16 protein-coding genes are annotated in these 16,424 nt (G+C 64.0%); 9 read left to right on the top strand and 7 right to left on the bottom strand.

Annotated elements, in window-relative coordinates:
- Positions 1-21: 21 nt before the first annotated feature.
- Genes R5H30_RS20070 through R5H30_RS20030 form a run of 9 tightly spaced genes read left to right on the top strand, consistent with a single transcriptional unit; the run spans position 22 to position 10,632 of the window.
- The gene (locus R5H30_RS20070) at positions 22-3,780 is read left to right on the top strand and encodes a nitrate reductase subunit alpha (RefSeq protein ID WP_318330444.1); all 3,759 of its coding nucleotides are present in this window, start codon (positions 22-24) and stop codon (positions 3,778-3,780) included.
- Complete coding sequence (gene narH, locus R5H30_RS20065) at positions 3,777-5,303, top strand: nitrate reductase subunit beta (protein WP_318330443.1); 1,527 nt, start codon at positions 3,777-3,779, stop codon at positions 5,301-5,303. The genes R5H30_RS20070 and narH overlap by 4 nt, the downstream gene beginning before the upstream one ends.
- 2 nt (positions 5,304-5,305) lie before the next feature.
- Entirely contained in the window at positions 5,306-6,025 is a 720-nt protein-coding gene (gene narJ, locus R5H30_RS20060; protein WP_318330487.1) for a nitrate reductase molybdenum cofactor assembly chaperone, read from the top strand.
- A gap of 1 nt (position 6,026) precedes the next feature.
- On the top strand, positions 6,027-6,812 hold the full coding sequence (gene narI, locus R5H30_RS20055) for a respiratory nitrate reductase subunit gamma (RefSeq protein WP_318330442.1): 786 nt from the start codon (positions 6,027-6,029) through the stop codon (positions 6,810-6,812).
- Between the two features lie 5 nt (positions 6,813-6,817).
- The gene (locus tag R5H30_RS20050; RefSeq protein ID WP_318330440.1) at positions 6,818-7,612 is read left to right on the top strand and encodes a peptidylprolyl isomerase; all 795 of its coding nucleotides are present in this window, start codon (positions 6,818-6,820) and stop codon (positions 7,610-7,612) included.
- Between the two features lie 20 nt (positions 7,613-7,632).
- Positions 7,633-8,202 carry a hemerythrin domain-containing protein gene (locus tag R5H30_RS20045; protein ID WP_318330439.1) on the top strand — a complete coding sequence of 190 codons (570 nt, stop codon included), beginning with the start codon at positions 7,633-7,635 and terminating at the stop codon, positions 8,200-8,202.
- The gene (locus tag R5H30_RS20040) at positions 8,192-8,824 is read left to right on the top strand and encodes a carbonic anhydrase (protein WP_318330438.1); all 633 of its coding nucleotides are present in this window, start codon (positions 8,192-8,194) and stop codon (positions 8,822-8,824) included. The genes R5H30_RS20045 and R5H30_RS20040 overlap by 11 nt, the downstream gene beginning before the upstream one ends.
- Complete coding sequence (locus R5H30_RS20035; RefSeq protein WP_318330437.1) at positions 8,821-10,098, top strand: molybdopterin molybdotransferase MoeA; 1,278 nt, start codon at positions 8,821-8,823, stop codon at positions 10,096-10,098. The genes R5H30_RS20040 and R5H30_RS20035 overlap by 4 nt, the downstream gene beginning before the upstream one ends.
- 12 nt (positions 10,099-10,110) lie before the next feature.
- On the top strand, positions 10,111-10,632 hold the full coding sequence (locus R5H30_RS20030) for a DUF2478 domain-containing protein (RefSeq protein ID WP_318330436.1): 522 nt from the start codon (positions 10,111-10,113) through the stop codon (positions 10,630-10,632).
- A gap of 365 nt (positions 10,633-10,997) precedes the next feature.
- On the opposite strand, the gene R5H30_RS20025 is transcribed toward R5H30_RS20030, so the two are convergent.
- Genes R5H30_RS20025 through R5H30_RS19995 form a run of 7 tightly spaced genes read right to left on the bottom strand, consistent with a single transcriptional unit; the run spans position 10,998 to position 16,417 of the window.
- Positions 10,998-12,080, bottom strand: coding sequence for a TrbL/VirB6 family protein (locus R5H30_RS20025; RefSeq protein ID WP_318330434.1), 1,083 nt, complete (start codon positions 12,078-12,080; stop codon positions 10,998-11,000).
- A 15-nt stretch (positions 12,081-12,095) separates the two neighbouring features.
- On the bottom strand, positions 12,096-12,497 hold the full coding sequence (locus tag R5H30_RS20020) for a hypothetical protein (protein ID WP_318330433.1): 402 nt from the start codon (positions 12,495-12,497) through the stop codon (positions 12,096-12,098).
- Entirely contained in the window at positions 12,494-12,688 is a 195-nt protein-coding gene (locus R5H30_RS20015) for a DUF4177 domain-containing protein (RefSeq protein ID WP_318330432.1), read from the bottom strand. Before R5H30_RS20015 ends, R5H30_RS20020 begins: the two co-directional genes overlap by 4 nt.
- Positions 12,685-13,671, bottom strand: coding sequence for an ATPase, T2SS/T4P/T4SS family (locus R5H30_RS20010; RefSeq protein ID WP_318330431.1), 987 nt, complete (start codon positions 13,669-13,671; stop codon positions 12,685-12,687). Before R5H30_RS20010 ends, R5H30_RS20015 begins: the two co-directional genes overlap by 4 nt.
- Positions 13,671-15,053 carry a TraB/TrbI/VirB10 family type IV secretion system protein gene (locus tag R5H30_RS20005; RefSeq protein WP_318330429.1) on the bottom strand — a complete coding sequence of 461 codons (1,383 nt, stop codon included), beginning with the start codon at positions 15,051-15,053 and terminating at the stop codon, positions 13,671-13,673. Before R5H30_RS20005 ends, R5H30_RS20010 begins: the two co-directional genes overlap by 1 nt.
- Positions 15,050-15,745 (bottom strand): TrbG/VirB9 family P-type conjugative transfer protein, encoded by a 696-nt coding sequence (locus tag R5H30_RS20000; protein ID WP_318330428.1) that lies wholly within the window; start codon positions 15,743-15,745, stop codon positions 15,050-15,052. Before R5H30_RS20000 ends, R5H30_RS20005 begins: the two co-directional genes overlap by 4 nt.
- Positions 15,746-16,417, bottom strand: coding sequence for a VirB8 family type IV secretion system protein (locus R5H30_RS19995; protein ID WP_412105157.1), 672 nt, complete (start codon positions 16,415-16,417; stop codon positions 15,746-15,748).
- Positions 16,418-16,424: the final 7 nt, after the last annotated feature.

Below are 16,424 nucleotides of genomic sequence, written 5' to 3'. Positions count from 1 at the left end.
GACACCCGAAAGGACAGCCCAATGAGCCATCTGCTCGACAAACTGAACTTCTTCCAGAGCAAGGAACTGGAGCAATTCTCCGATGGTTGGGGACAGACCACCCGTGAGGATCGCAGCTGGGAAGACACCTACAGAAACCGCTGGCGGCACGACAAGATCGTCCGTTCGACCCACGGGGTGAACTGCACCGGGTCGTGTTCGTGGAAGATCTACGTCAAATCCGGCATCGTGACCTGGGAGACGCAGCAGACGGATTATCCGCGCACCCGCGCGGGGCTGCCTAATCATGAACCGCGCGGGTGTGCGCGGGGTGCCTCCTACAGTTGGTATCTCTATTCCGCGAACCGGGTGAAGAACCCCCTCATCCGCGGCAGCCTGATGCGTGCCTGGCGGAAGATGCGCGAGACCATGACGCCGGTGGCCGCCTGGGCCGCGATCCAGAACGATCCTATTCTGCGCGCCAGCTACACCAAGACGCGTGGCAAGGGCGGGTTCGTGCGAGCAAGCTGGGACGAGGCGACCGAGATCGTCGCCGCTGCCAACGCCTATACCGCGAAAGCCTACGGGCCCGACCGGGTGTTCGGCTTCTCGCCCATCCCGGCGATGTCGATGGTGAGCTATGCCGCCGGCTCGCGCTACCTGTCGCTTCTCGGCGGCACCTGCATGTCGTTCTACGACTGGTACTGCGACTTGCCGCCAGCTTCCCCCCAGACCTGGGGCGAACAGACCGACGTGCCGGAATCGGCCGACTGGTACAACGCGGGCTTCCTGATGCTCTGGGGCTCGAACGTGCCGCAGACGCGCACGCCGGACGCGCATTTCTACACCGAGGTCCGCTATCGCGGCACCAAGTCGGCCGTGGTCAGCCCGGACTATTCGGAAGCCGCCAAGTTCGGCGACATCTGGCTGAACCCGCAGGCGGGCACCGACGCGGCGCTGGCAATGGCGATGGGTCACGTGATCCTGCGCGAATTCCACCTCGACCGGCAGGCCGAGTATTTCGAGGAGTATGCCCGCAAGTACACGGACATGCCGATGCTCGTTCGGCTTGATGAAAAGGACGGGCATCATGTCCCTGGCCGGATGCTGCGCGCCGACGACTTCGACGGCAAGCTTGGCGAGGCCAACAACCCCGACTGGAAGACCGTCGCTTATGACGAGGCGTCGGGTCAGATCGTGGCGCCCAACGGGTCCATCGGGTTCCGCTGGGGCGAAGAGGGAAGATGGAACCTCGAAGAGAAAGCGAAGGGCGCTGAAAGCAAGCTGCGCCTCAGCCAGATCATGGATGGTGATCACGATGAGGTCGTAGGCGTCGACTTCCCTTATTTCGGCGGTGCTGCCACGGGCGACTTCGTGAAATGCGATCACCCCGAAGTGTTGACCCGGAACATTCCAGCGCGCCGTGTGAAACTTGCCGACGGGTCCGAGGCGCTGGTTGCCACCGTTTTCGACCTCTTCTGCGCCAACTACGGTCTCGACCGGGGTCTTGGCGGTGACTGGGTGTCCAAGGATTTCAACGACGACAGCCCCTACACCCCCGCCTGGGCCGAAAAGATCACCGGCGTTGAGAGGGAGAAGATCATCGCGGTCGCCCGCGAATTCGCAGGCAACGCCGAAAAGACCCATGGCAAGTCCATGGTCATCCTCGGCGCTGGTCTGAACCACTGGTACCACATGGACATGAACTACCGCGGCATCATCAACATGCTGGTGATGTGCGGCTGCATCGGCCAGGAGGGCGGCGGCTGGTCGCACTATGTCGGCCAGGAGAAGCTGCGCCCGCAGACGGGCTGGCAGCCGCTGGCCTTCGCGCTCGACTGGAACCGCCCGCCTCGACACATGAACTCGACGTCTTGCTGGTACGCCCACACGGACCAGTGGCGCTACGAGACGCTGCGCGCAGGCGAGATCCTGTCGCCAACGGCGCCCGAGGGCGACTGGGACATCTCCCTGATCGACTATAACATCCGGGCCGAGCGCATGGGCTGGCTGCCCTCCGCCCCGCAGCTCAAGACCAATCCTCTGGAAGTCTCGAAAGCCGCAAAGAAGGCCGGGAAGGAGATCAAGGACTACGTCGCCGAACAGCTGAAAGCCGGTGATCTGGAAATGTCGTGTCAGGATCCGGACGCCCCGGAAAACTGGCCGCGCAATCTGTTCGTCTGGCGCTCGAACCTGCTGGGGTCGTCCGGCAAGGGACACGAGTACTTCCTCAAGCACCTCCTGGGCACCGACCATGGGGTGATGGGCAAGGACCTGGGCGAGGAAGGCGGCGTGATGCCGAAGGAGGCCCGCTGGCACGACGACGCGCCGAAGGGCAAGCTCGACCTGCTGGTGTGCATCGACTTCCGCATGTCTACGACGGCGGTCTATTCCGACATCGTCCTGCCCACGGCCAGCTGGTACGAGAAGGACGACCTCAACACCTCGGACATGCACCCCTTCATCCATCCGCTGCAGGCGGCGGTGGACCCGGCCTACGAGAGCAAGTCCGACTGGGAGATCTTCAAGTCCATCGCCCGGAAATTCTCCGAAGTCGCGCCCGAGGTGCTGGGTGTCGAGACCGACATCGTCCAGCTTCCTCTCCTGCACGATACCGCCGCCGAACTGGCGCAGGCGCATGTGAAGGACTGGAAGAAGGGCGAATGCGACCTGATCCCCGGTAAGACAGCGCCGAACTACATCGCCGTCGAGCGGGACTATCCGAACCTCTACAAGAAGTTCACCTCGGTCGGTCCGCTCCTTGAAAAGCTTGGCAACGGTGGCAAGGGGATCACCTGGGACACCAAGACCGAGGTCAAGCACCTGCGCGATCTGAATGGCGTGGTCCAGGATGAGGGCGTCTCGAAAGGCCAGGCGAAGCTCGAAACCGCCATCGACGCGGCCGAGATGATCCTGATGCTGGCCCCCGAAACCAACGGCGAGGTGGCCGTGAAGGCCTGGGAAGAACTGGAGAAACCCACCGGCCGGCATCACGCCCACCTCGCGGAAGGCGCGCATCACACCAAGATCCGCTTCCGCGACATCGCCGCGCAACCGCGCAAGATCATCTCCAGCCCCACATGGTCGGGCATCGAAAGCGAGGAGGTCTGCTACAACGCGGGCTACACCAACGTGCACGAGCTGATCCCGTGGCGCACCCTGACGGGCCGCCAGCAGCTCTACCAAGATCACGAATGGATGCGTGCCTTTGGCGAAGGCTTTGTCAGCTATCGCCCGCCGGTGGACCTCAAGACCATCACGGCCGCCGTCAACAACGACGCGGCCGAGGGTAGCCCGCACGTGGTGCTGAACTTCATCACGCCCCACCAGAAATGGGGCATCCACTCCACTTATACCGACAACCTGCTGATGCTGACGCTGAACAGGGGCGGACCGGTGGTCTGGATGTCCGAGGTGGACGCGGCAAAGGCGGGCCTTGTCGATAACGACTGGGTCGAAGCTTACAACATCAACGGCGCGCTAACGGCTCGGGTTGTGGTGTCCCAACGCATCAAGCAGGGCACGCTGTTCATGTATCATGCGCAGGAAAAGATCGTGAATACGCCTGGGTCCGAGAAGACCGGCAATCGCGGCGGCATCCACAACTCGGTCACCCGTGCCACGCTGAAACCCACGCACATGATCGGCGGCTACGCGCAGATGTCCTACGGCTTCAACTACTACGGCACCGTGGGCAGCAATCGCGACGAGTTCGTGATCGTGCGGAAAATGAAGAAGATCGACTGGCTCGACAAACCCGCAAGCCGGTCCGCAACCCAGAACGTGGAGGCAGCGGAATGAGAGTTCGTGCACAAATCGGAAAGGTCCTGAACCTCGACAAATGCATCGGGTGTCACACCTGCTCGGTCACCTGCAAGAACGTGTGGACGACGCGCGAAGGTGTCGAATACGCATGGTTCAACAACGTCGAGACCAAGCCCGGCACCGGCTATCCGACCGACTGGGAAAACCAGAAACGCTGGAACGGCGGCTGGGTACGCTCGGCCTCGGGCAAACTGCATCCCAAGCAGGGCAGCAAATGGCGGATCCTCGCGAACATCTTCGCTAACCCCTCGATGCCCGAGATCGACGACTACTACGAGCCGTTCGACTTCGACTACGACCACCTGAAGTCCGCGCCCGACATGACCGCGTTTCCCACCGCGCGGCCCCGGTCGAAGATCACGGGTGAGCGGATGGAGAAGATCGAGAAGGGTCCGAACTGGGAGGAAATCCTGGGCGGCGAATTCTCCAAGCGGTCGCAGGACTACAACTTCGACCAGGTCCAGAAGGACATCTATGGAGAGTATGAAAACACCTTCATGATGTATCTGCCGCGTCTGTGCGAGCATTGCCTCAACCCGACCTGTTCCGCCTCCTGCCCATCGGGCGCGATCTACAAGCGCGAAGAGGACGGCATCGTCCTGATCGACCAGGAGAAGTGCCGCGGCTGGCGGATGTGCATCTCGGGCTGTCCCTACAAGAAGGTCTATTACAACTGGGATACCGGCAAGTCCGAGAAATGCACCTTCTGCTATCCGCGCATCGAGTCCGGCCAGCCGACGGTCTGTTCGGAAACCTGCGTCGGGCGCATTCGCTATCTGGGCGTGATCCTTTATGACGCAGACAAGATCGAAGCTGCGGCCAGCGCCGAGCGCGAGACCGATCTCTACGGCGCGCAGCTCGACGTGTTCCTCGACCCGAACGACCCCGAGGTGATCGCCGCGGCGCGCCGCGACGGCGTGCCCGAGGACTGGATCGAGGCGGCGAAGGTCAGCCCGGTCTGGAAGATGGCGATGGATTGGAAGGTCGCCTTCCCGCTGCACCCGGAATACCGGACGCTGCCGATGGTGTGGTACATCCCGCCGCTCAGCCCGATCCAGAACGCCGCTCAGGCGGGACAGATCGCGATGAGCGACCAGATGCCCGACGTGCGGTCGCTGCGGATCCCCGTGAAGTACCTCGCCAACATGCTGACGGCGGGTGACGAGGAACCCATCGTTCACGCCCTCGAACGCATGTCCGCGATGAGGCTCTACATGCGGGCGCTCAGCGTGGAGGGCGTGCGGGACGAGGCGATCGCTGCCCGTGTCGGCATGTCGGGCCGGGTGATCGAGGACATGTACAAGATCATGGCCATCGCCGATTACGAGGACCGCTTCGCGATCCCCACGGCGCACCGCGAACAGAACGAACATGGAGCCGACATACGGGGCGGCTGCGGCTTTACCGACGGCAACGGCTGTTCCACCGGTGAGGCCGGCAAGACCACTTTGTTCGGCGGCAAGAAAAAGAAATTCGCCCTTCCGCAGGAGACCTTCTGATGATGGACCGCACACTCAAGGCCCTGTCGCTGATCCTGAGCTATCCCTCGCGGGAGCTTCAGGAGGCCATGCCCGAAATCGGGGGCGTCATCGCAGCCGATCCCCGCATCGCCGCCGACACACGAGCTGCGCTGCGCAGGTTGGCCGACGGCTTCGCAAAGGCCGACCTATACGACCTGCAGGAAAGCTATGTGATGCTCTTCGACCGGTCGCGGACGCTGTCGCTCAATCTCTTCGAGCATGTTCACGGCGAAAGCCGTGACAGGGGCGGCGCCATGGTCAGCCTGATCGAGACCTATCGGGCGGGCGGGTTCGAACCCGCCACCTCGGAACTGCCGGACCACCTGCCGGTGTTGCTGGAATTCCTGTCGACGCGTCCCTTCGCAGAAGTGCAGGAAACTCTGGCGGACGCGGCGCATATCCTTGATGCTCTCGCGGCCCGGCTTGTCCGGCGCGACAGCGGGTATGCTGCCGCGTTCGCCGCTCTTTCCCAGCTCGCCGACATGCAGGCCGACGCCGAAGCCGTGGCCGACATGCTGTCTCAGCCCGATGATGACCCGACCGACCTCGCGGCGCTCGATGCCGTTTGGGAGGAAACCGAGGTTACGTTCGGCCCCGATACGAACGCAGGTTGCCCGCAAGTCCGCGACATGCTCGCGGCGATGGACAAACCTGGGTTCAATCCTACCCCCGCCCCGCAACCATTGAACAGGAGCGCATGACATGTTTGGCGACTTCGACATCAACTTCGTCATCTTCGGGGTCATGCCCTATGTCGCGCTGACGATCTTCCTCGTGGGATCGATCGTGCGTTACGAGCGGGACCCCTTCACCTGGAAGAGTTCCTCGAGCCAGCTTCTGCGCCGAAAGCAGCTGATCTGGGGGTCGATCCTGTTCCATGTCGGCATCCTGACCGTGTTCTTCGGTCACCTCGTCGGCCTCTTCACGCCGGTCTGGGTGCTGGATGCCTTGGGCATTCCCTATGCGCTTAAGCAATGGATGGCAGTTCTGATCGGCGGCCCGGCTGGCATCGCCGCCCTGATCGGATCGACCATGCTGCTCCACCGCCGCCTCGTCGATCCGCGCATCCGCGTGACATCGACCTTCCCCGACATCCTGATCATGGTCCTGATCTGGCTGCAGCTGGCCATCGGCCTGCTGACGATCACCCAGACGCTGCAGCACATGGACGGGTCGGAAATGGTCCGCTTCATGACCTGGTCGCAGAGCGTGGTCAGCTGGAACATCAACGCCTGGGTCACCGTCGTCGACGTGCACTGGCTCTACAAGCTGCACATCTTCCTCGGTCTCATCATCACGGCGCTGTTTCCGTTCACGCGGCTCGTCCACATCTGGTCCGGGTTCGCAGCCCCCTTCCGCTACCTGCTGACGCGGCCGGGTTACCAGATCGTACGCTCACGGCGGCATCGCCCGCTCGAGGAACGCCGCCGCGCCTATGACAAGGTGCAAGCCAAAGGCGGTCCTACCGCCACGACGCCAGCGGAGTGAGCCAGATGAACGTGGCCCTGTTTCCCGATGTCGTCGTGAACGGCGAAACCATCCCCTCGGCGGCAATTGCCGCCGAGGCCCAGAACCACAGCGCCCCCAAGGACAAGCCCGGGATCGCCTGGCGCAAGGCGGCGCAGGCGCTGGCGATCCGTGCGCTGCTCTTGCAGGAGGCGAAGCGGCGCGGGCTGACGCCCGACCCGCTCGAACTGGCGCCGGGGCGGTTCGAAACCGACGACGAAGCCCTGATCCGCGCCCTGTTGGACGAGGCGCTGGTGATCGCCCCCGTCACCGAAGAGACCGTGCGCGTGGAATGGGAAAAGGACCCTGCCCGATATCGTTCGGCACCCCTCTGGGATGTCTCGCACATCCTGTGCGCCTGCGATCCGCGCGACGAAGCCGAGTGCGCCGCGGCGAGGGCACGGGCCGTTGTCCTGCTGACGCGACTCGACGGCGATGCAAAGGGATTTGCCGCTGCCGCGCGCGAAAGCGATTGCGGTTCGAAAGCCTCTGGCGGCCATCTGGGTCAGCTTGGCCCCGGCGACACCGTGCCGGAGTTCGAGGCAGCCCTGCGCTCCCTGACCGAAGGGGCGGTGACACCGGCGCCCGTGTTATCGCGCCACGGCTGGCACATCATCCGACTGAATGCCACGGCGCCGGGTCAGGTGCTGCCGTACGACACCGTTCGCCCGAAGATAGCGCAGGCGTTGGAAAAGGCCGCCTGGGCGCGCGCCTCGCGCGCCTTCGTGGAGAGCCTCGGTCAAGAGGCGCAGATCTCTGGCGCAAGCCTGACGCCGATCTGAACCACGCGAAAGGACGTGTGATGAAACTGTCAGAGACAGTGACGCGCGGAAGTGGCGACAAACCGACGAGTCCGAGCCTGCTCGCAAATCCTCTGGATTTCATCAGCGAAGACCACCTGCGCGAACGTCAGATTTGCGCAGTTATCGACGGGCTGGCAACGGCGGACGCTTTCAATCGCCAAGAAGCGACAGCGGTGCTGCGCTTTCTGAATGAGGAACTGAACGTCCACCTACGCGACGAGGCAGAGGACCTGTTCCCGCTTCTTGCCCGGCGCTGTACAGAGGAGGATGCGATTGAGAGTGCGATCGACCGGATAAGGGCCGATCAGGATGAGGCGATGCGTCTGCTGCCCGAAGTGCGTGCGATGCTCGCCGGTTGCCTTGATAAGGGGGCCGATCTGTCCGCCAAGGAGCGCTGGGTGTTGTCCAGGTTCGCGGGCCACGTGCGGCGCCACCTCGTTGCCGAAAACGCGATCCTCTTGCCGATTGCCCGCGCCCGGCTGACTCGGGCCGATCTGCGGATCCTGTCGAAACACATGCGATCCAGACGCGGGCTGCCAGATTTCCCGGAGACGACCGATGCTGAATGACCTTCTGGAGCGTAACGTGGCGTGGTCGAAACAACGTCACGACGAGGAGCCTGACTTTTTCACCCGGCTTGCCGCCCTTCAGGCGCCCGAGTTCTTCTGGATCGGCTGTTCGGACAGCCGGGTACCGGCCAACGTGGTCGCGGGGCTCGATCCGGGCGAGGTGTTCGTCCATCGCAACGTTGCCAACATCGTTCATTCCTCGGACATGAACCTGCTGTCGGCGCTGGAATTCGCGGTCGATGCGTTGCATGTGCGCGAGATCATCGTTTGCGGCCACTATGGCTGCGGGGGGGTCAAGGCCGCGACCGAGGATCTGCCACACGGTCTGGCCGATCACTGGCTCGAGCCGATCCGGCGCCTGGCCCGCGCATATGCGGTCGATCTGGGGCGCGAAACCGACCTCGAAGCACAACGCGACCGGCTGGCCGAACTCAATGTGGTCGAGGGCGTGCGGCGCGTCTGCGAGACGCCGATCCTTCAGAGGGCATGGCGCCGTGGAGCCGATGTCCGCGTGCACGGCCTGATTTACGGGCTCAAGGACGGGCGCCTGCGCGACCTCGATTGCAGCATCGGGCCCGGGCATTTCCAGCCTACCAATTCCGCCGAGGAGGCAGCACAATGACCATCCATCAAGCCATCGCGTCACCGGGCTGCGGCTGTGACAGTCAGGACATGCTTCACTCGCTGATCAGCATCGACGAGGCACTGGCCCGGATTGCAGGGCATATAGCACCGGTCGGCCGGACCGAGGCCCTGTCGCTCGACCACGCCTTTGGCCGCATTCTCGCTCAGCCGGTCCGGTCCCGAGCCATGGCACCGGCTTTCGATAATGCGGCGATGGATGGCTATGCGATCGCGACATCGGCCCTCACTGGCGCCGGACCCTGGGTGCTGCCAGTCGTTGCGCGCGTGCCTGCCGGGCAGGCGGTGACGACACCGGTCGCAGGGGCCGTGGCGGCCCGAATCTTTACTGGCGCGCCAGTCCCGTTGGGCGCGGACTCGGTCGTCATGCAGGAGGACGTCCTGCGTGACGGGGACGCTATTCATCTGTCGCACAGACCTGAACCGGGTTTGAACGTCCGCCGCGCGGGTAGTGACATGGCCAAGGGTGCGACCGTTCTGGACAAGGGCCGCAGGCTCGGACCAAGGGAGATCGCCGCCTGTGCCGCCGCCGGCGCGGGCATCCTGCGTGTTCGGCGCAGGCTGCGCGTGGCACTGCTTGTCACCGGCGACGAGGTACGCCGCGCCGGGGGCGCGCGCGAGGAAGCCCAGATCTGGGACGTGAACACACCGATGCTGACGGCAGGCCTTGCAGCTGCGGATGTGGACGTCGTTGCCTCGGCTCATGGTGCCGACAACCTTGCCGGTCTTGTCCGTGAATTGGGCGACATGGCGGCGCAAGCCGATCTTGTCATCACCACGGGCGGTATCTCGGTGGGCGAAGAAGATCATGTGAAGCCGGCTGTCATGGCATTGGGCGGCGAAACCCTGTTAAGCGGCGTCGCGATCAAACCGGGCAAGCCGGTGTCGGTCGGGCGCATCGGCAAGGCGCACTGGCTTGGATTGCCCGGCAACCCGGTATCGGCCTTCGTCACATGGCAGGTCTTCGGACTGGCGCTGATCCGTGCCCTGAGCGGCGCGGGACCCGCCCCGACCCGACGGCATGTCGTGACCGCAGGCCCAATCCGCCGCAAGCCCGGGCGCTGCGAACTCCGACCCGCCACGCTGGCCGGTTTCGATGGCCATGGTCGCGAGATCGTCTCCTTCGAGGATGCCACACATTCGGCCCGTGTCGGGCTGCTCTCTCCAGCGGACGGGCTGATGTTTCTGCCCGCCGACGTCGAATCCCTGCCAGCCGGTGCGCTGGTCGAATTCCAACCTTTCTGCCAATCCTGAAGGAGCCCGGACATGAAACTCGCCTACACGATGGCGCCAGGACGCGGCGATACGGATCTGGTGCTTGAACGGCTGGCAGCGAACCTCGCAGCCCGGGGCCTCAGATGCTGCGGGACCGTCCAGATCAACAGCAAGCGCTCCGATGTCGGCCCCTGCGACATGGATGTGCGGGTGCTGCCCGATGGTCCCGTCCTGCGCATCAGCCAGGACCTCGGGTCGCAGGCGCGGGGGTGCCGCCTCGACCCGGCCGCGCTGGAAACGGCGGTCGGGCTGGTCAAGGTCAGCCTGTCATCCGGCGCGGACCTGCTGATCGTCAACAAGTTCGGAAAGCACGAGGCGGAGGGGCGGGGGTTCCGCGACGTGATCGCCGAGGCGGTTGCGACGGAGATCCCGGTACTGGTCGGACTCAATGCGCTCAACCGACCGGCCTTCGAGACCTTCGCGGAGGGGCTGGCAACCCGGTTGCCGCCCGAACCCGCAGCGCTGATGGCGTGGGTGAACGAGATGACCGTGTCGGCTGACATGCTGGTCTGATTTCGGCCGATCGTCGGGATTGGCTTTTCGTTTTCCGAGTTGAAGGTCGGCCAGTCAATGCAACAGAGTATGTTCTGCCCGGTCTCGGAATTGGGCCGAGCGCATGCCATGCAAATAAGCAAGAAAAGAATCATCAAGACCACGCGGGCGGCAGGAATGATCTACGGACCGGGACCATGGAGGATTGGACAGATGTTCTCGCTGGATCAGGGTCGCACCCACCGGAGGCGTGCAAATTGTGTGCAATCCAAAGTGAAGGTACGGAAAGCGCACATAAGCAGCCTCTTACGCAAACGCAGCGAGTTCACCCTATGTCCGCACTATCGACATTGGCAACGACAGACTGAGCGACCGCTTTCGGACGATCAACGCCGACCCAGACGTTTCGCACGATCCAGCAAAGCCAGCATCTGAGCGCCGGTCCCGGTTGAAACGGGTTCCCGATTAGCTGGAGGCGACACACCTTGGCTGGGATAGCGAGCCGGCATCTGCTGAACACCGAACATCGCCCGCGCTCGAAGTGCCGCATACTCCGCGCCGGAGGCTGCCCCAACAAGGTAGCGGTTCTGCGCTTGCGGCGAACCCATTGCAGCCCGGCCGAATGCATACGCGCCGCCAAGTCCTCCAGAGATTGCCGGCATCATGATGTTTCCCGAGATTGCTCGAACGATGAAAGGAGTCGCCAGGATGAATCCTTTCGCCATCAGTACCATCATGAAAAACGGGATGAGGGCCCCGATATTGGAGGCGTCCTCGGGATCACCGAGTGCGCTGAGCAAGGACGACGATACACCCGCAATTGTCGAGAAGATGCCCGCGATGACGATCGGATACATTGCGAAGGACACCAACGCTGAAAGCCAGCGCGCGAAATAGTCCTTTGTGACCTCGAACAGCGTGAGGAAGATCATGATGGGCGCAAGCCCGAGCAGCAAAGCGATCATCAGGCGCGACGCGACCATGAGAAAGGCGGCGAGACCGCCGAGAAGCGAGAGAAGAAAGACGCCGAGTGTATCGAGTAGCGCGCCTGCCATCCAATTCAGTTCAGATCCAGCGGCGTTCAGATAGTTCCCGAATTGCTCGATGATGTCGTCGAATTCCTCTGCGAAAGTCCCCGAGGAACCAGGCACGCCGCCTCCGATCGAGGCGACAAGGGATCCGGCGATACTGTCGATGCCTGAAAGTATCGCCGACGACAGAGCGTTGAATTGCACCCAATTGCTGGCGAAGATTCCGATGAGTGCGACCTTGAAGGCCAGCCAGAAGGCCGTCCTGCCGTCCATAGCGCGATACTGGTAGATCATGTTGACGCAAACCAGAATGAGCACGAGCGTGACCGCCGCGATCGTGATGGTGCCCACGGTGGATGCCACCGCACCGAACTGTGTTTCGGCAGCATCGTCCAGATAGCCTTGGGCTGTGTCGACGAAGTATGCAACGACGCTCATAGTGCGCCTCCTAGATCACCAGTTTCCCTGTCCCTCGCAAATTGGTTTCGCGGTTTGGCGAAGTTCGTTGGCGACCCGGCTGTACTCCGAGATCGCCTCACGCAATTCAATTCTGTCGGCGGATGCGAAGCGTTCGAAGTATACCTGTTCGGCCGCTGCCCAACCTGGGAACCGTGTCTCGCAAGAGCATTCGCCGGCCTCGACAATCCTTTCCATGCTCTGGGCACGGTAGATCTGTTGGATGAGGCGCGCCTTGTTTGCATCTCGCGTGTCGATATTCGTGATCCAATCGGGCTGCAAAGGGCGCTCGGTGCAAACATCGAACTGGTTGTCGAGTGTCGGTACCGTGTTCTGCTCGGCGTGCGCAGCGGACGCGGAAAGGACCATGGCCAGAGATAAGATGCAGGCCAGTCTCATGCGGCGTGTTCATGCGATTGGTCTTGAGACGTTTCGCGTTTCAAGAAAGCGGTGAAGCCTTCGCCATTCACCATGGCGGAGACCACTTCCCAGCCTTCGGCGCCATAGCGGTTCAGGAGTTCGTCCATTTCGCCATAGCTGCGCTTCGACTTAATCTCGAAATGTAGGACCTTGTGTTCAAATCTCTTCATGTCACGTCTCCTTCGGAAGCTGTTCCCGGCAGGTAAAATTCCGTGATCCCGCGGGCGCCATCGTGGCGTCCGGCCTGAATGATCACGTCGATGGAGCTTTCGATGTAGTGTATCATATCGCCGTAAGTCATTGGGATTTCTGTCTTGAGGGCGGCGATGGCTAGGCGTTGAACCGCCAATTGGGGGGTTTCGGCGTGAAGCGTGGTCATCGAGCCGCCGTGGCCGGTGTTGATCGCCTCGAGGAAGGTCATGGCCTCCTTGCCGCGCACCTCGCCGAGAATAATGCGGTCGGGGCGCATCCGGAGCGTCGCCGTGAGCAGCACATCCGCGGTCTGAAGCTGGCTGTCTCGATTGGCGATCAGCGTGACGGCGTTCGGCTGCCGGGGCAGGAGTTCCGCCGCCTCTTCGATGGTCACGATCCGTTCGGCGTCGTCGACGTAGGACAGGATCTTCCGCGCCGCGACTGTCTTGCCGGTCGAGGTGCCGCCCGAGACGATCATGTTGAGCTTGTTCTCGACGCAGAACTCGAGGGCGTCCGTGATCGCGCCGCCGGCGACGACCTCGCGCAACTCGCGGTTCTTCTCCTGGCGGAGTTCCTCGAGCTTCCGCTCCTGCCCGTAGAGATAGGCGAGCTCGATGCTGTCGAGGGGAAGCGTCGAGAAGAAGCGGAGACTGACGGACATGCCGCTCAGCACGGCGGGCGGCGTGATGACCTGCGCCCGGATCGGGCGGTCGCGATAGGTGATCGAGACCGAGACGATGGGGCGGTCCTTGCTCATCGTGGTGTTGGCATCGGACGCAATCTGGTTGCCGAGGTCGCGCAGCTCGGTGAGTGTCAGCGACTGGCTGAGCGGCCGCATGAAATGGTCGCCCTGGAATTCTCCCCAACAGGCGCCGTCGGGGTTTATGCAGATCTCGATCACGTCATCCCGTGCGGCGTCCTCGATCCGGTCGAGCGAGGCCTGGAGGTAGCTCAGCGCCATCAGAAGATCTCCAGGTCGCGGTCGACCATGACAGTGACCTGCGCACCCTGGTCGACATAGATGACCGGGCCGATGGAGAGATACTCGCCGATGACGCTGTCGGTGGCATCGGCGAGATCGTCGCCCACGTCCTCGAGCACGTCGGCCGTGACCTCGTCATTGGCCTCCGCTGCGGCCACGCTCGGTGCGGCCGAGATGATCGAGATGAGCGCGGCCGCCCCGAAACGGTCGTCGAACCGCGTGTCGACGAAGCCGGTTGCGCCCGACCGGCCGAGCTCGTCGCCGCCGAAGGAACTGATCCGGACCGTCTGCTCGGTCGGCAGGATGATCCGGTCCCAGGCGATCGTCAGACGCCGCTGCGCGATCTCGGCGCCGGAGCGGTAGCGGCCGATGAGACGCGAGCCGCGGGGGATGAGAATGCGGCTGCCGTCGTAGCTGAAGACGTCTTCGGAGGTGATCGCCCGGACCTGGCCCGCGAGTTCGCTCGTCACCGCAGTCTCCATGACGGCCTGGATCATCGTGCCCTGCGTGACGGTGTTCGAGGGATTGGCGATCACCTCGGCCTGGGTGACGGTCGTCGGCCGCGCGCCGTTCAGCACGAAATCCGTCACCTCCCCGAACCGGCGCTCGGAAAGTTCATCGGAGGGACCGGCACTGCCCGTGCTGCCGAAGGCGATGAAGGGCGAGGCGACGCGACGCGCCTCGAAGGCGCGCTCCTCGTCGGACCGGCGCTGCAGATCGGCGAGCCGCCGGGCTTCCTCCTCGCGACGGAGACGCTCCTCTTCCTGGCGCCGTAATTCTTCGTCGCTCGGGCCGGGGGCTGGTCGGTTCGTCTCGAGCTCGACGAGGTCGAGATCCATGCGGAGCTGCTGCAGTTCGCGGTCGCGTGCGGCGAGCTCCTGCTGGAACTCCTCCTGTGCGGCGAGCGAGGCCGCCTGCAACTCGGCGATTTGGGCTGTCAGGGCGTCGATCGCGTCTGCTGCCGCGCTGTCCGCCTCAACGACCGGTTCCGGCGCATTGCGCAGCTCCTCGATCTGGGCCTGCAACGCCTCGAGCTGGGCCAGAAGCTCGGCGTTGGGTTCGGCCGGTGCGGTTTCGGCGACGATTTCGGGAGCGGGGGCAGGGGGCGGGGCCACGGGCGCGATCCCGCCAAACCCGTCGCCCTCGGCCTGGAACTCGTCCGGCGTGGCGGTCGGCAGGGCCACCTCGTCCTCCGGCTGCGCGAAGAAGAAGAGCACGAGACCGCCAAGGGCGATCAGCCCGACGACCAAAAGCGCGAGAAGCGGCGAGCGGCGCTGCGGCCGGCGCCTAGAGCCGGACGAGCCAGCTTCGAGCGCCCGGAGACGCCGTTCGAGATCGCCGTTGTTTGGGTTGTCGCTCATGAGGACGCTCCCGCGGGCGGGGTCGCCGAGACGCAGACCACCTCCTCGCCGAGGCGCAGCACCCAGTCCCGGTTGACGCCGGAGACGCGGATCACGCCGTCCTGGACGGCGCCCGTGTTCACGGTGCGCTCGCGTCCGCTGGAATACCGGAAGATCGCCGGGACCGGCGCGTTCCGCGGGAACTGGAAGTAGGTGAAGGTGCCGTCGTCCCAGACGCGCGTCGGCGTGAACTCGGTCCGATCGCTGGCGCCGTAGTTGTAGTTGGGCGCGGCCCGCGCGATCGCGCCCCGCGCCGCACGGGCGTCGTCAGGATAGTGGAACTGGACCACGTAGAAGGTCGGGCTCATGGCCTCCCGCACCGTGAAATAATAGCTGCGGCGGTTCGTATAGACCGTGATGTTGGTGTGGACACCGCGCGCGCGCGGCTTGATGGCGAAGGCGCGGCCGCCCGGCACGCCGTCGATCTCGAAGCCCTCGGTGTCGCCCGCGATGATCGAGCGGATGGTCTCGCCCTCGCCGAACTCGATCGAGGTGACATGGGTCAGCGAGACGCTGAGACGGTAGACCTGGCCCTCCTGGTAGGTGGCGATCCGGACCCGGGCGTCGTTGCGGCCGCCGCGCGGGACGGCCTCGGCGGCGGCGAGACCGGCAGAGAGAACCAGGGCCAGGACGGTGAGGAGTGGCCGACGCATCTATTCCTCCAGCCGGTCCGAGCGGATCGCATACTCGGTCACGGTGAAGCCGAAGGGATTGGTCCAGACCTCGTCGATCGACCGCCGCTCCTCGGGCCGGAACTCGAAGAGCAGCGTGGCCGTGAAAAGACCCGCCTGGACGCCGCCCAACGAGGTCAGGCGCTTCCGGAGTCGGACCGTGGCCCGGTTGGACCCGATACGGTTGATGCTGAGGATCTCGACCTCGAGCCGGGAGTTGGGCCCGTAGACCTTCGGCGGATAGGCCTCGTTGGCGCTGTTCCAGATCTGGCGGAGCGCGGCTTCCGAGGCGCCGTCGGAGCGCCGGAGGACGCTCCGGATCCGCAGATCGTTGTCGAGCTGGTTGTAGATCTCCCGGTCGGTGACATAGCGGTAAACCTCGGCCTCGATGATGGCCTGGTTCGCGGTGACGCTCGTGGCCCCGACCGAGGCTTCGGGGAGCGCGAAGCCGGTCTCGGGGTCGTAGGGCACGACGACGGGCGGCGGGTCGACGTCGAGAATGGCGACGAGCGCGGCGGCGAGGCAGCCCAAGGTTCCGAAGACGATGCCGAGAAGGCCGATCCGCTGCCAGAGCCGCTCGCGGCGGAGCGCGCCGTAGACGAGTTCCTCCTCGATGACCTCCCGCTCGCTATACACCTCGGCAGTGTCCTTCATTTCAGTG

Source organism: Roseobacter sp. FCG-D35 (assembly GCF_033436665.1).
Lineage (GTDB): Bacteria > Pseudomonadota > Alphaproteobacteria > Rhodobacterales > Rhodobacteraceae > JAWQFO01.
This window is presented reverse-complemented; position numbering and strand designations above follow the sequence as displayed.